We start from the raw sequence: 13,799 nt of genomic DNA, 5'->3' as shown, positions 1-13,799 counted from the left end.
GTTCCTCAGTTCCGGACGTGCTATCCTCCTTTGTGAGTGTGTGAACATCGAGAGGAGTGAATAACATGGTATCAACACCAGTCCCTTCCCAGAACGTCAAACTATCGCGCCCAGTAACAAATTCAGTCAACCCGGCCAAAACCCGTCCCGTCTTTGGGGGGGAACTTCCTAGTAGTCCCCTATTTGGTACAGACGGCATTCGCGGGCGAGTCGGAGAACTTCTAAACGCACCGCTGGCGCTACAGGTAGGCTTTTGGGCTGGACAAATTCTCCGCCAGCAACAGGAAAATCTCGGCCCTGTCATCCTGGCACAAGATACCCGGATTTCGGGTAATATGTTAGCGATGGCCCTATCGTCGGGGTTAACGGCGGCGGGACTAGAAGTATGGAATTTAGGAGTTTGTCCTACTCCGGGAGTAGCCTACCTCACCCAAACCTGTAAAGCTATGGGTGGGGTGATGATATCCGCCAGCCACAACCCCCCAGAAGATAACGGAATCAAATTTTTTGGCGCAGACGGCACAAAACTCTCCAGCGACCTCCAGAAGCAAATAGAAGCAGCCCTACGGGGGGCGGAAGCCTTCCCGGTTTATTCTGATTCCTGTGGACAACATTACTACAGACCGGAATTAGTCCAGAATTATGCTGACTCTCTGTATCGTCCCCTGCTACCAACTACTAACCTACAGGGAATGCGGGTGGTTTTGGATCTGGCTTGGGGGGCGGCGGTAAATATTGCGCCTCAAGTATTTAGAGAAATGGGAGCCGAAGTGATTTGTTTACATGAGTCTCCCAACGGTCATCAAATTAATGTTAACTGTGGGTCTACGCACCTGGACCTACTCCGCGAAGCTGTTATAGAACATCAAGCCCATTTAGGATTTGCTTTTGATGGAGACGCAGATCGGGTGTTAGCGGTCGATAGCAGGGGTCGTACCGTTGACGGCGACTATATCCTGTACTTCTGGGGGCAGACCCTCAGAAACGCGCAGCAACTGCCCGAGGATTTGATTATTTCTACGGTTATGGCAAACTTGGGATTTGAGAGAGCCTGGGAAAAACAGGGAGGAAAAATGATCCGCACCCCGGTGGGAGATCAGCACGTCCACAGCGAAATGAAGCGGACGGGATCTATGTTGGGGGGTGAACAGTCGGGCCATATCCTCTGTCATCACTACAGCATCACAGGAGATGGTCTACTGACGGCATTACACCTAGCAGCTTTAGTGAAGCGATCGCAAAAATCGCTCAACCAACTGGTGGATGATAGTTTCCTCACCTATCCTCAACTGTTACGAAATGTCAGAGTGGAAAACCCGGACAGCCGCCGTAATTGGAAAAACTGCGAACCTCTACAAAATGCGATCGCTAGTGCTGAAGCTGATATGGGGGATCAAGGTCGCATACTGGTGCGCGCTTCTGGTACTGAACCGCTGATCAGAGTTATGGTAGAAGCGGCTAACCCTAACCTGGTGCAATATTGGTGCGATCGCTTAGTGGGAGTGGTGCAACAATACTTAATTGCCTAATCTCCCCTAATGATGGGCATAACAGGGCGGATCAGATTGGGCAGTCCCCTAATTGTTGGTATATAATTTCGATTAGCGTGACCAACCAAGGCGGTTTTTAGTCGGGGAGCAAGTTACAAATGCCTAGTTACTGCCCAACTTAGAATTGAACCCAAAATGGCATCTAAGACTAAATCCAAAAAAAAGAAGTCCCGGAAAAAAAAGTCCAAACAACAGCAGAAAAAGCCGACCCTAACTAAAGCCCAACTTAAAGCTAAACAGCGCCAGTTTGCTAAAGACGTTAAAGCTGTTCTAGGCACTGTAATTCCCACTCTAATTGTTGGTGCGATCGTTGGGGTGGCTCTGTTTTTCGTCAAAGATGAAAGACTCGCCATTGCTGGTGGTGGTGGCATATTAGTCTTGGTTCTTTGCTATAAATACCCCCGTCATGGTCTCTGGGGTTTCCTAATCTATATGCCCTTCTCTGGAACTATTACTTACTGGATTGGGGGCGGAAATGTCATATTTCAGCTTGCCAAAGATGGCTTTTATTTTCCAGCCTTAGCTTCTATGTATAAAGACTGGAAAAGCAAAGGACTCCCTATCATTATTCCCAAGGCTCTTAAACAACCTCTGCTAATTCTTCTGGGTTTTTGTATTCTCACCATCATTTGCGTCAATGGCTTGCAACAACTTGACCCCAGACCGGGCGAGAAACCCATAGCTATGGGAATTTTGGGGTTAAAGGTATTTATGGGCTATGTTCCCCTAATTACCTGTGCCTACTACCATATCAGAGACAAAAAAGATTTGCTGTTTCTAACTCGCATGACCCTAATACTGGCAATTATATGTTGCCTTTTGGGCATGGTACAATATCAATTTCTCGCCAGTGGTCGCTGTCAAGGAACTGACCATCTGACAGGAGACGATCTGTTTCAAGCAACCATCGAGTATAAGTGTTTCGTAGGCGGATCTTTAGTTTTTAGCCCCTCCCAAAATATGATCCGACTTCCGGGAACCTTTGTCGCTCCTTGGCAGTGGGCTTGGTTTTTAATTGCTAACGCCTTTTTTACCTTTGCTACCGCCTTTAGTGATCCATCAGGAAAATGGCGTATAGCCGGATTAATTGGCATGGCATTAGTATTTGTAAATGCTGTGATTTCTGGACAGCGTATTGCCTTAGCATTAGTGCCGGTAGTGACAATTATTCTACTGGTTCTCACTGGACAAATTGCTAATCTCAAGCGCTTTATTCCTATTGGTGGGGGTCTCGGATTACTTTTGGGTATAGTCATGATTGCTAACCCAGAAATGGTTCAGGAACGAGTTGATAGTTTTGTGGATCGGTGGAATGCTTCCCCTCCCACTGACTTTATTTCCGGGCAGTTTGATCAAAGCAGTGGCGCACAACGGGGAATCCTTGGTAATGGTCTCGGACGAGCGACTAACTCCGCTCGTGTTTTTGGCAGAACTCGATTGATTGAAACTTACTATCCCAAGCTGATTTATGAAATTGGACCCCTAGGGACGATCGCTTTTCTATTTTTTGTAACTGTGATTACTTTCACAGCTTTTAAAACTTACCGTTCCGTTAAAGAAAAAAGCCTCCGCAGTTTTGGGGCTTCTTTCTGGGTGTTTGTTTTGGTGATTAGTTACAACACCTATTATTATCCCCTCGATGTTGACCCGGTAGCGGTTTATTATTGGTACTTTGCCGGGGTTATCTATAAATTACCGGAAATTGATAAGCAAGAAATTAAACGACTCATAGAAGAAGGAGAATTAGATGAAGATGAAATATAATATCTCAAAATCTCCTTATGCAATAACTTGTCAAAAACTGGCAACCATGACTAATAAATGCCCGCGAACATAGCCATCATTATCCCCCGACTATGTGGCGGTCTAGTTAGGTGTCTCTTCGTCCCCAAATTCGCTTTTTTGACAGAGTTAGGATAAACTATATTTATGGTCTAGCATGGGTTAGCTGTTGATTAACTACGGCTTAGATAACCAGTGGGAATATTTAATTTCAATCATCCACCCTTCCCCTCGACCTAATTAGCAAACAACAGGCAATTGATAGCTATGAAAATTATTGTCGCTAGTCACACTTATATTGTTGATCTCAACCGGGAGAAACTGCGGATTTTAGCTAACCTTGAACCGGGTATTGAGGTTATAGTGATTGTACCCCGTCTTTGGAACCCTGGCGGTGTCCAAAGTGAGCAGGTTAAATCCGAACCTGTGGATGAGGGAAATTTTAAGGTGGTTCCTATATCTAACCTTAGTCAAAATAACCAAGGTTTGCTGACTTTTGGTCTGGATTTAATTCCTCTGTTACAATCGTTTAAACCTGATATTATCCAAATCGAGCAAGGGGCAAAAGCCTTAACCTATGCTGAATTTATTACCCTAAATAAACTCCTAGGTATAGGCGCGAAAAATGTGTTTTTTACCTGGTGGAATTTACCATATACTCTCAAATTTCCCGTGTCGCTACTGGAACAATATAACCTAGGTAACACTGATGGTATTATTGTAGGAAACCAGGACGGGGCGGAAATTTTGCGCGACCATGGATATCAAGGACCGATGGAGGTGATGCCTCAATTAGGAGTCGATGAAACCCTATTTAAACCGGAACCACAACCGGAATTAAGGGCGGAATTAGGCATAGAACCGGATACCTTTGTGGTAGGCTTCGTTGGTCGGTTTGTGGAAGAAAAAGGACTAATCACCCTAGCTAAAGCATTAGCTAAGGTCAAACATCACCCTTGGAAATGGTTACTACTAGGGCGGGGAGAGCTGCGATCGCCACTTTTAGACCTAGCTCAAGAATTAGGGATTCAAGACCGGCTAATTATAGTCGAGAGTGTCGCCCATGACCGGGTTTGGCAATATATCAACGTCATGAATACCCTAGTTTTACCCTCGGAAACCACCTACAAATTTAAAACCCTAACCTCCGTCGGCTGGAAAGAGCAATTCGGCCACGTTCTCATCGAAGCTATGGCTTGCCAAGTTGCCCTAATTGGTTCGGACTCTGGGGAAATTCCCTATGTAATTGACCAAGCTGGGTTAGTCTTCCCGGAAGGGAACCCCGAAGCCCTAGCCGACTGCCTAGAAAAGTTAATCAGTAACCCAGACTTGACCCAAGAACTAGGTCAACGGGGATATGAGCGAGCCCTCTCCTGCTACACTAACCATGCCCTAGCCAAGCAACAGCTGGAATTCTATAAACAACTTTGAACTCCCGGAAAATGCAGTATTTCCCAAGGACACAGGTTCCGCCCTAGAATTTTCAAAAATTGGTAGTCTAAAATACCGATTTATCGACAGTTAGCCCTAATATTAGAAGGCGATCGCATTATGAAACCACCACTGGCAGCCCCAAATCCTTTCCGCGCTCTCAAGATTACTGACCAAAGCACTAACCACACCATAAACTAGCCAAAGGCATATCTGATGATTGTTTCAAGTTTATATTTAGGCTGTGAATCAAATATTCACACTCAGAATATGTGGTCAAAGCCTGAGTGAGCAACTGCCAATAAACTGTGTACGGGAGTTTATGGAGAATAACTTGAAAATTCGTGATGCACTCGAAAACGATTTACCCCAAATTATCGAAATTTACAATTTAGCCGTTCCCCAAAAAATCGCCACGGCTGACCTAGAGCCAATTTCCGTTGAGAGTCGGTTAGGCTGGTATCGGGAATGTCAGTCAGCCCAACGCCCCCTATGGGTCGTGGAAATTGGCGATCGCATAATTGGATGGTTGAGTTTTCAGGCGTTCAAGAAGCGAGCCGCCTATGATGCTACTGCCGAACTGAGTATATACATCCATACTGACTATCAGGGACAGGGAATTGGCAAAAAACTACTCCATCAAGCCATAGAAGAAGGGCCAAAGTTTGGCTGTGAAACTCTACTGGCTCTAATTTTTGCCCATAACCAACCCAGCCTGAAACTCTTTGACAGTTTTGGCTTTCAACAATGGGGTTATCTCCCACAGATAGCTGTCATTGATGGAGTCAAACGGGATTTAGTGATTATGGGGCTGCACTTGTGTTGAGCCATGTTGAGCCAGAATATCCCGTAAGTGACCAACCACTTGCTCAGGCTGTTCGATCATGGCTAAATGTCCACAATTAGCAAGTTCAATCACATTTTGATAGCCACTGCGAAACAGATGATGAAAACTAGCCAGGTGGCGAACATATTGAGGTTCCATGATCTGATCGCACATTCCTGCCAAAAAATACACAGGCTGCTGTAATTGAGCCACCACTTGGGGGAGGCGATGCACTTCTGTCTCCGTAGTCGAATCCAATAAAGCACCTAAGGCCGCCTCTGGGTCCGCCATCACAAAATCAATTAATCGCTGGCGGCCCCATTCCCTAGAAACCGGACTAGCGACTTGCGCCCTGGTAAACAGCAAATCAATTAGAGGTAGGCAACAAAGCCATCGCGGACGAAACTTGACAATTTGTTCCCCTGTGACTCGGAAACGCTCAAATTCCTCTTTTAGGTAAATACCACCACCAGCATTCACGCAAACCACCCCCGCAATGCGATCGCTCAATTGCTGTGCCGCTAATAGTGCGATCGTCCCCCCTAAAGAATGTCCCACAAGCCAAGCCTTAGAGATATTTAACTCCTCGAGTAATATCCCTAAATCCTGAGCATAAGAAGCCGGAGCATAGTCACAAGAATATGGATGGCGACTGGCTAACTGAGAATCGCCAAACCCTCGCAAGTCATAGCATAAGCACTGATACTGAGGTTTTAGGCGATCGATTACAGGTTGCCAATACCGACGACTCAGCAGCCAGCCATGAATAAATACAACAACATCGGACCCATCTATTGGAGCCGTCAGATCATAGGCGTGTCCAACGCTGTGGATTTTAATAGTTGCCATAGATAACATCCTACTCTGAATCCGTCACCAGCTAAAAACTTGCGTACTAAGCAGATGATTCCCCTATAATTGACATAATTAGGGGTCGAGAGAGATGTCACCATCTCCCCCTCCCATTCAGAACCGTACGTGAGAGTTTCCCCTCATACGGCTCCTAGTCTGATTGTTCCATTGTTATGGACACAGCGTTGGCGTTATCTAACGCCGTCTTATCATCGTGGCAGTGGCGGTGCAGTAGCTGAAGATTCTTGTATTCATCCTTTCCACCGTGGCTTCGAGCTACAATGTGGTCTACTTCAACTAGGTCTGATGGGGTAAAGTATTGCCCACACCAGGTACACCTGCCTTTTTGCTTTTTGAGTAGTTTGGCTACCTTTGCTGGCGTGTCGATTGCTTGTCCTTTTCTGGTTGCCCAGTAAGTCCAATTTCCGTCATAAAGTGTTGCTTCGGGGCGCACTAGGGTATGTCTGACAATCGGCGTGTAGTTATGTTTCCACAACTGATGACCGTCCTCGGTTTGGAATAACCAAGTTTCATGCCTTTCTTTCCCATTACTGAGCTTGACCGTTCCGGGTCTAAAGTAATTCCTCAGTTTTTCATGACTTGCCTTTCCGCATCTTGATACTGTCCATGCCCGTAACATCTTCCAGATTGTATGGTCTAGCTTGTTGAAGGTTTCGACTGAGACGACTCCTGAGTAGTAATTTGACCATCCCCGTATTATTGGGTTTAGTCTGCTTATCAGGGCTGACTGGGGTGCAGTTTTATGTTGTTTGATTACACCCTTAATCACTTCTGTATGAGCTTGAACTGCTTTGTTGCTGGGTTTTATGTGGGTTTTGTGTCCGATTAATCGGCTTGCTGTCCCACCTGTTTTTCCAGTTTTGTATTTTCCTACCGGGTATTGTCTGATGTTGAATCCTAAAAAATCAAAGCCTGGCTCTTCTGTTTTACCCTCACATTGTATGGGGTTAAGTGTATGACACACTCTGGTCTTTTCAGGTTTTATTTCTAATCCTACAGGTTTTAGCCATTCGGAAATAGCAGTTTTGCACTGTTCAATGATATCTAGTGATGGTGATATCACTACAAAATCATCGGCGTATCTCACTACTGTGGCTTGTACCACGTTCTTTTTCTTAGGATACATTGTTTCAATTAACCTACCCATACCCAACAGTGCGATGTTGGCGAGTATTGGACTTATTACCCCTCCAAGTGGAGTCCTAGCTTCTGTATCCTCGAATACGCCGTTATCTAGCACACCCGCTTTTAACCATTGTTTCAAGTCTCTTTTCAGGCTGCTTGGACAATGAATTTTGGACAGTAGGTAATCATGGTTCACGGTAAGAGCATTTTGTTATGGTCGAAAGGGAAGTCGCCTTCCCCAACTCCAATTCCAAACCGTACTTGAGACTTTCACCTCATACGGCTCCTGATGTGGATACCCCTTTGTCATTGGGAACAGGGCTACAACCCCCTGCTTTATGACCTCAACTTTCGGAGCTATATACAACCACGTAGTCATTAACTCGCTCTGGTCATAAACACTCTTAGTTGTCGCGGTCTCTATATCCACACCGTGACTAGTGGGCATATCCTAACCATTACAGTTAGGCATTAGCTTTCAGTCACATCCTTTCCCCTAGGAGGCATACGCTTACACTTTTCACGCTCTGCTTGCGAGTAATATTGCTCACTTGTTTATTAGCAGAGCCTAAGAGGGGTTTAAACGTTCCGTTTATATGGGCATTCCATCTTTAGATTTGTCCTATCCACCGGGGTATTTTCAAGGTCTGTGTAGGTAGTGTAAGTAAACTCCTACTTTTCCCCTTGCTCTTTTGAGCGCAGCGTTTCAACCTGTTTCGCTACTATAAATTGACGATGGTTCAAGCCGGACATTCGGTTTCCCTAATCATAGATGATTGGCAGTGGTCGGGTTATTGGGAACAGGTTTCCCTCACGCCTTCCGTTCCCCGCTTCAATCTGACGGGTTGTGAGTCCTGAAACTGGGGGTGGCTATCGCCTTTACTCTCAACTTCCTGCTGTACATAACACCAGCGTTCAGTCTTGACCTTGAGTTCCCTGCCTTGTTTGGATTCCCCCAAACGTCGGGACATATAAACAGTTATGGGGATGCTCAGAAACGAGATACGAGTTTCTTGTATTCAACCAAGGGGTTGAAGTCCCCACTAGGAGGTTATTTCGAGCATCTCAGCCCTATTTCATTCCTAAACATCTCGCACACTCACTTATTTATTAGCAGAGCCAATGAGGGGTTTAAACGTTCCATCTATGCGGGCATTCCATCTTTAGATTTGTCCTATCCACCGGGGTACTTTTAAAGGTCTGTGTAGGTAGTTATAGCACAAAACAGAAAAGTTAGGACGTATAATGGCAAGGATATCTACAGAAGACCCAAAATGCCAGCCCCCTACAGTTACGACCTTAGACAAAAAGTTATTAATGCAATTGAACTAGACGGTATGCCCAAAACCGAAGCCAGTCAAGTTTTCCATGTCAGCCGGAACACTATCAATCTCTGGCTGCAAAGAAAAGAACACACCGGCGACTTCCTCCCTAAACCTAATCGCCCACCTGGTCATAGCCACCAAATTACCGACTGGCAAAAATTCAAGGCTTTTGCCCAAGAGCATGGCCACAAAACCTCCGCTCAAATGGCTCAACTTTGGGATGACGACATCTCTCCTCGCACCATATCCAGAGCCTTGAAGAAAATTGGCTTCACCAGAAAAAAAAACTTACGGCTACCAAGAACGTGATCAGCAACAGCGAGAGGAGTTTATTGCTCAGATTGAACAGATGGAGCCGGAAGGGTTGGTTTACCTCGATGAAGCTGGCATGAATAGTCAAGACTCGGATTACCCTTATGGTTACTGCGAGGAAGGAAAACGCTTCGATGCCCTCAAATCAGGGAAGAGGCAGGGCAGGGTGAGCTATATGGCGGCATGGTGTTATCAACAACTCTTAGCCCCCGATCGCTTTGAGGGTTGTTGTAATCGGACAGTGTTTGAGTTGTGGTTGGAGTTCATCTTAATTCCAACATTGAAGCCAGGTCAGACTCTATAGCATTAGTCAAGGTGGTTAGGACGCAGCCTTGAGAACGGAATCCATGGCATCATCGAGAGAATCAAACTGCTCACGTGCAATGGCGAATGCAGGCTTTCAACCACGACCAACATTTCTCTATCTTGTTGAGGTCTGGCGAATAAGGTGGTAGATAGAGCAAACGGCATTGAGCCGCCTCCACTAGCTCAGGAATCCGTCCCCCTTTATGAAACGTTGCATTGTCTAGCACTAGAGTCTGACCTGGCTTCAGTGTTGGAATTAAGATGAACTCCAACCACAACTCAAACACTGTCCGATTACAACAACCCTCAAAGCGATCGGGGGCTAAGAGTTGTTGATAACACCATGCCGCCATATAGCTCACCCTGCCCTGCCTCTTCCCTGATTTGAGGGCATCGAAGCGTTTTCCTTCCTCGCAGTAACCATAAGGGTAATCCGAGTCTTGACTATTCATGCCAGCTTCATCGAGGTAAACCAACCCTTCCGGCTCCATCTGTTCAATCTGAGCAATAAACTCCTCTCGCTGTTGCTGATCACGTTCTTGGTAGCCGTAAGTTTTTTTTTCTGGTGAAGCCAATTTTCTTCAAGGCTCTGGATATGGTGCGAGGAGAGATGTCGTCATCCCAAAGTTGAGCCATTTGAGCGGAGGTTTTGTGGCCATGCTCTTGGGCAAAAGCCTTGAATTTTTGCCAGTCGGTAATTTGGTGGCTATGACCAGGTGGGCGATTAGGTTTAGGGAGGAAGTCGCCGGTGTGTTCTTTTCTTTGCAGCCAGAGATTGATAGTGTTCCGGCTGACATGGAAAACTTGACTGGCTTCGGTTTTGGGCATACCGTCTAGTTCAATTGCATTAATAACTTTTTGTCTAAGGTCGTAACTGTAGGGGGCTGGCATTTTGGGTCTTCTGTAGATATCCTTGCCATTATACGTCCTAACTTTTCTGTTTTGTGCTATAGCTTGTCTGACCTACCCTTTTGAAGGGGGTTCAGATTCATGGTAAAATTTCCCATACCCGACGGGATTTTACCCACCAAAGGGGGGAAAAACTTTCCGCCCCTCCTGATTCTCTTAAGGCGCTTATCTCCTCAAGGAAAAAATCTGGGGTTAGGTTCCGTCTGACCATGGGAGTCGGTGTAGGATTCTCTCAATACTCGCCCTAAAAGGGCGAGGCTTGAAGCCCATTTTGGGGGTCAAAAATGGGCTAGTCTGGATACCAGAACATCCCCTTGATCCCTTCGGGATCTGAGATAAACCCTAGGTTTCGATAAAATTCAACCACATGGGGGTCTGCAAACAACGTGATATTGCTAATATCATCGCTGCGAAGCTTTTTGATGATAAAACGCATCAAAGCCTTGCCTAAACCTTTGTTTTGGAAGTCTGGGTGAACCACGACATCCCAAAGGGTAGCATTAAAGGCATGATCGGAAGTAGCGCGAGCAAAACCGATTAGCCGTCGTTGGTTGCCCCGCATTTGCCACATGGAAACGACCAAAAAGCTATGCTGAATAGCCTTTTTGACCTTCCTGAGAGGGCGACGGGACCAACCGACAGCATTACAGAGTTCTTCTAGCTCATATAGATCAATGTCCCGATCCGTGCTGAAAAAAATCCGAGAATTCCGAGAGTTTGGTTGCCGAGTTACCTGGGACCAAGAGGATTGGTTCTCGATAGAGCATTCCTCTTGTTCCGCCGTTTTGGACATTGAGGTAGAATCAGAACCGCTAAAGAAATTTTTCCAAAAACCCATGCAGGCGTGGTTAAGGTAATAGATGATGTCTTTACTAGATAGTATATCTCCCGTACCTGATCCTCAATTATGGCTCCGGGTTTAAAATCATCAACGTTAGAACTTCTAAAGCGCTTCAATCGGGCGTTTCCGCAGTTTTATGAGCAATTTGTTAGCAGTGAGATTCAATTGCAAAATCTCAAATTGGCCTACAATGTTTATAAAACTACACAAGCGGTGATTGAGATTAAGCCAGAAGGGAGCAGAAGCGCCCTACACTTCGCCTATCGCAATCAATCATTTTTGTTGAGCGATATTTTTGGAGTTCTGGCTGCCTATGGGTTAACCATCCATAATCTTAGTTTGTATGGACAAATCTACCCGCCGATGCTGGTATTCATTAAGCTGGTGGTATCGAGGGGTGGTAAGGCACTCACAGAAAAAACGTCAGATAACGTTTGTCGTGCGATTAGAGAAGCATTGGCGGGGCATTTTGAGGTAGAAGAAATGCTGGCCGTCGAGTTTAACCTGGATGCGGGTTTAGAGGATGTAGCTACGGAGTTTTATGTTGACCCGGTGTTCCACCTACCAGCTTTGTTAATTGAAGCAGATAACCAGCCGGGATTATTCTATAAGGTGATGTATGCCATCTGGCAGGAAGACCTGTTGGTGGTCAATGCTAACTTGCTGGTCTGGCGGGGTCGCACTCGTCTGATTCTGTATCTTCTTGGCCCAAATGAGAGCTTGATCCCAGAATATTTGGGTCAGAAAATTGCTGAGGGTATCCGACAAAGGTTGATGGGTCAGCGTTTTTGAACAAAAAGAGCGACGCACTCGGTTCACGTCCCCACAGGCAGGTGGGGGTCAAGGATCGGTGGGGTCTTAGTCATCCTTTTGGCTCGACAGGACACAGCGTCACGATGTTATAGCATTAGTCAAGGTGGTTAGGACGCAGCTGGGAGAACGGAATCCATGGCATCATCGAGAGAATCAAACTGCTCACGTGCAATGGCGAATGCGGGCTTTCAACCACGACCAACATTTCTCTATCTTGTTGAGGTCTGGCGAATAAGGTGGTAGATAGAGCAAACGGCATTGAGCCGCCTCCACTAGCTCAGGAATCCGTCCCCCTTTATGAAACGTTGCATTGTCTAGCACTAGAGTCTGACCTGGCTTCAGTGTTGGAATTAAGATGAACTCCAACCACAACTCAAACACTGTCCGATTACAACAACCCTCAAAGCGATCGGGGGCTAAGAGTTGTTAATGACACCATGGGGCTATCATGCTCACCCTGCCCTGCCTCTTCCCGGATTTGAGGGCATCGAAGCGTTTTCCTTCCTCGCAGTAACCATAAGGGTAATCCGAGTCCTGACTATTCATGCCGGCTTCATCGAGGTAGACCACTTCTTGTGGCTCCATATGTTCAATCTGAGCAATAAACTCCTCTCGCTGTTGCTGATCACGTTCTTGGTAGCCGTAAGTTTTTTTTCTGGTGAAGCCAATTTTCTTCAAGGCTCTGGATATGGTGCGAGGAGAGATGTCGTCATCCCAAAGTTCAGCCATTGGAGCGGAGGTTTGATCGCCATGCTCTTGGGCAAAAGCCTTGAATTTTTGCCAGTCGGTAATTTTGTGGTTATTGCCAGGTCGGTGATTAGGTTTAGGGAGGAAGTCTCCGGTCTGTGCTTTTCTTTGCAGCTAGAGATTAATGGTGTTCCGGCTGACATGGAAAACTTGACTGGCTTCTGTTTTGGGCATACCGTCTAGTTCAATTGCATCAATAACTTTTTGTCTGAGGCCGTAACTATAGGGATCTGGCATTTTTGGTCTTCTTAGTCATCTCGTCCTCTCCATTATACGTCCTAACTTTCCTGTCTGGTGCTATATTTCGGGCATTTCAGCCCTATTTAATACCCGAACGTCTCGCACCATCCGCTTACACTTGTCACTACTGAGGTATCGACCATACTCTCAGAGCCTAAGAGGGATTACAACGTTCCGTTTATATGGGCATTTCATCTTTAGATTTGTCCTCTCCACCGGGGTACTTTTAAAGGTCTGTGTAGGTATTGATAAGATTATCCTACTTTTCCCCTTACTCTTTTGAGCGCAGCGTATCAACCTATTTCGCTGCTTACTAATTACGATGGTTCAAGCCAGACATTTGGTTTCCCTAATCCTGGATGATTGGCAGTGGTCGCATCTGGTAGTAAGTTCTACTTCACGCCTTCCGTTCCCCGCTTCAATCTGACGGGTTGTGTATCCTGAAACTGGGGGTGGCTATCGCCGTTACTCTCTACTCCCTGATTTCTCAGTTTGTTTATGACCTTGAGTTCCCTGCCTTGTTTGGATTTTTCCAAACGTCGGGACATATAAACAGTTATGAGGATGGTCAGGAGTGCGCTCCTTATATTCAACCAAGGGGTAGAAATCCTCACCAGGCAGTTATTTCGGGCATTGCAGCCCTATTTGATGCCTGAACGTCTCGCAATTAGGGGTCGAGATAGACCTCACGGTCTACCCCTCCCATTTAAAACCGTACT

9 protein-coding genes and 4 pseudogenes are annotated in these 13,799 nt (G+C 46.1%); 6 read left to right on the top strand and 7 right to left on the bottom strand.

Annotated features, from left to right (window positions below; genetic code table 11):
• Positions 1-65: 65 nt before the first annotated feature.
• The 4 genes from glmM (at position 66) to N39L_RS20280 (ending at position 5,589) form a co-directional block, all read left to right on the top strand.
• The gene (gene glmM, locus N39L_RS20295; protein ID WP_014276191.1) at positions 66-1,529 is read left to right on the top strand and encodes a phosphoglucosamine mutase; all 1,464 of its coding nucleotides are present in this window, start codon (positions 66-68) and stop codon (positions 1,527-1,529) included.
• Between the two features lie 156 nt (positions 1,530-1,685).
• Positions 1,686-3,314, top strand: coding sequence for a hormogonium polysaccharide biosynthesis protein HpsL (hpsL, locus tag N39L_RS20290; protein ID WP_006616691.1), 1,629 nt, complete (start codon positions 1,686-1,688; stop codon positions 3,312-3,314).
• Between the two features lie 285 nt (positions 3,315-3,599).
• Complete coding sequence (gene hpsO, locus N39L_RS20285; RefSeq protein WP_006616690.1) at positions 3,600-4,763, top strand: hormogonium polysaccharide biosynthesis glycosyltransferase HpsO; 1,164 nt, start codon at positions 3,600-3,602, stop codon at positions 4,761-4,763.
• A 322-nt stretch (positions 4,764-5,085) separates the two neighbouring features.
• On the top strand, positions 5,086-5,589 hold the full coding sequence (locus tag N39L_RS20280) for a GNAT family N-acetyltransferase (protein WP_006616689.1): 504 nt from the start codon (positions 5,086-5,088) through the stop codon (positions 5,587-5,589).
• On the opposite strand, the gene N39L_RS20275 is transcribed toward N39L_RS20280, so the two are convergent.
• From N39L_RS20275 to N39L_RS20265, 3 genes and pseudogenes are all read right to left on the bottom strand, one after another.
• Positions 5,560-6,447, bottom strand: coding sequence for an alpha/beta fold hydrolase (locus N39L_RS20275; RefSeq protein WP_014276190.1), 888 nt, complete (start codon positions 6,445-6,447; stop codon positions 5,560-5,562). The genes N39L_RS20280 and N39L_RS20275 overlap by 30 nt on opposite strands.
• 145 nt (positions 6,448-6,592) lie before the next feature.
• Positions 6,593-7,783, bottom strand: a pseudogene (locus N39L_RS20270) (group II intron reverse transcriptase); the annotation flags it as partial.
• A 595-nt stretch (positions 7,784-8,378) separates the two neighbouring features.
• Complete coding sequence (locus tag N39L_RS20265) at positions 8,379-8,558, bottom strand: hypothetical protein (RefSeq protein ID WP_035737069.1); 180 nt, start codon at positions 8,556-8,558, stop codon at positions 8,379-8,381.
• Between the two features lie 303 nt (positions 8,559-8,861).
• Between N39L_RS20265 and N39L_RS20260 the strand changes: the two are divergent.
• Positions 8,862-9,525 (top strand): annotated as a pseudogene (locus N39L_RS20260) (IS630 family transposase); the annotation flags it as partial.
• An 18-nt stretch (positions 9,526-9,543) separates the two neighbouring features.
• Here N39L_RS20260 and N39L_RS20255 read toward each other — a convergent pair.
• Both N39L_RS20255 and N39L_RS20250 read right to left on the bottom strand, forming a co-directional pair.
• Positions 9,544-10,421, bottom strand: a pseudogene (locus tag N39L_RS20255) (IS630 family transposase).
• 307 nt (positions 10,422-10,728) lie between these two features.
• Complete coding sequence (locus tag N39L_RS20250) at positions 10,729-11,277, bottom strand: GNAT family N-acetyltransferase (protein ID WP_006623763.1); 549 nt, start codon at positions 11,275-11,277, stop codon at positions 10,729-10,731.
• A 69-nt stretch (positions 11,278-11,346) separates the two neighbouring features.
• Here N39L_RS20250 and N39L_RS20245 point away from each other — a divergent pair, with 69 nt between their 5' ends.
• Entirely contained in the window at positions 11,347-12,072 is a 726-nt protein-coding gene (locus N39L_RS20245) for a hypothetical protein (RefSeq protein WP_006616009.1), read from the top strand.
• A 128-nt stretch (positions 12,073-12,200) separates the two neighbouring features.
• Here N39L_RS20245 and N39L_RS20240 read toward each other — a convergent pair.
• Together N39L_RS20240 and N39L_RS20235 are read right to left on the bottom strand one after the other, a co-directional pair.
• Positions 12,201-13,077, bottom strand: a pseudogene (locus N39L_RS20240) (IS630 family transposase).
• 395 nt (positions 13,078-13,472) lie between these two features.
• On the bottom strand, positions 13,473-13,628 hold the full coding sequence (locus N39L_RS20235; RefSeq protein ID WP_014276182.1) for a hypothetical protein: 156 nt from the start codon (positions 13,626-13,628) through the stop codon (positions 13,473-13,475).
• Positions 13,629-13,799 lie beyond the last annotated feature (171 nt).

The organism is Limnospira platensis NIES-39 (assembly GCF_026000695.1).
Classification (GTDB): domain Bacteria; phylum Cyanobacteriota; class Cyanobacteriia; order Cyanobacteriales; family Microcoleaceae; genus Limnospira; species Limnospira platensis.
Note: the sequence above shows the minus strand (reverse complement) of the source record. Positions and strands in the feature narration are given on the sequence as shown.

Excerpts from the sequence above, each read along its gene's own strand:
- glmM (WP_014276191.1), top strand. The coding sequence starts at position 66 with ATGGTATCAACACCAGTCCCTTCCCAGAACGTCAAACTATCGCGCCCA.
- N39L_RS20235 (WP_014276182.1), bottom strand. The coding sequence starts at position 13,628 with ATGTCCCGACGTTTGGAAAAATCCAAACAAGGCAGGGAACTCAAGGTC.
- N39L_RS20280 (WP_006616689.1), top strand. The coding sequence starts at position 5,086 with ATGGAGAATAACTTGAAAATTCGTGATGCACTCGAAAACGATTTACCC.
- N39L_RS20245 (WP_006616009.1), top strand. The coding sequence starts at position 11,347 with ATGGCTCCGGGTTTAAAATCATCAACGTTAGAACTTCTAAAGCGCTTC.
- N39L_RS20265 (WP_035737069.1), bottom strand. The coding sequence starts at position 8,558 with ATGTCCCGACGTTTGGGGGAATCCAAACAAGGCAGGGAACTCAAGGTC.
- hpsO (WP_006616690.1), top strand. The coding sequence starts at position 3,600 with ATGAAAATTATTGTCGCTAGTCACACTTATATTGTTGATCTCAACCGG.
- hpsL (WP_006616691.1), top strand. The coding sequence starts at position 1,686 with ATGGCATCTAAGACTAAATCCAAAAAAAAGAAGTCCCGGAAAAAAAAG.
- N39L_RS20250 (WP_006623763.1), bottom strand. The coding sequence starts at position 11,277 with ATGGGTTTTTGGAAAAATTTCTTTAGCGGTTCTGATTCTACCTCAATG.
- N39L_RS20275 (WP_014276190.1), bottom strand. The coding sequence starts at position 6,447 with ATGTTATCTATGGCAACTATTAAAATCCACAGCGTTGGACACGCCTAT.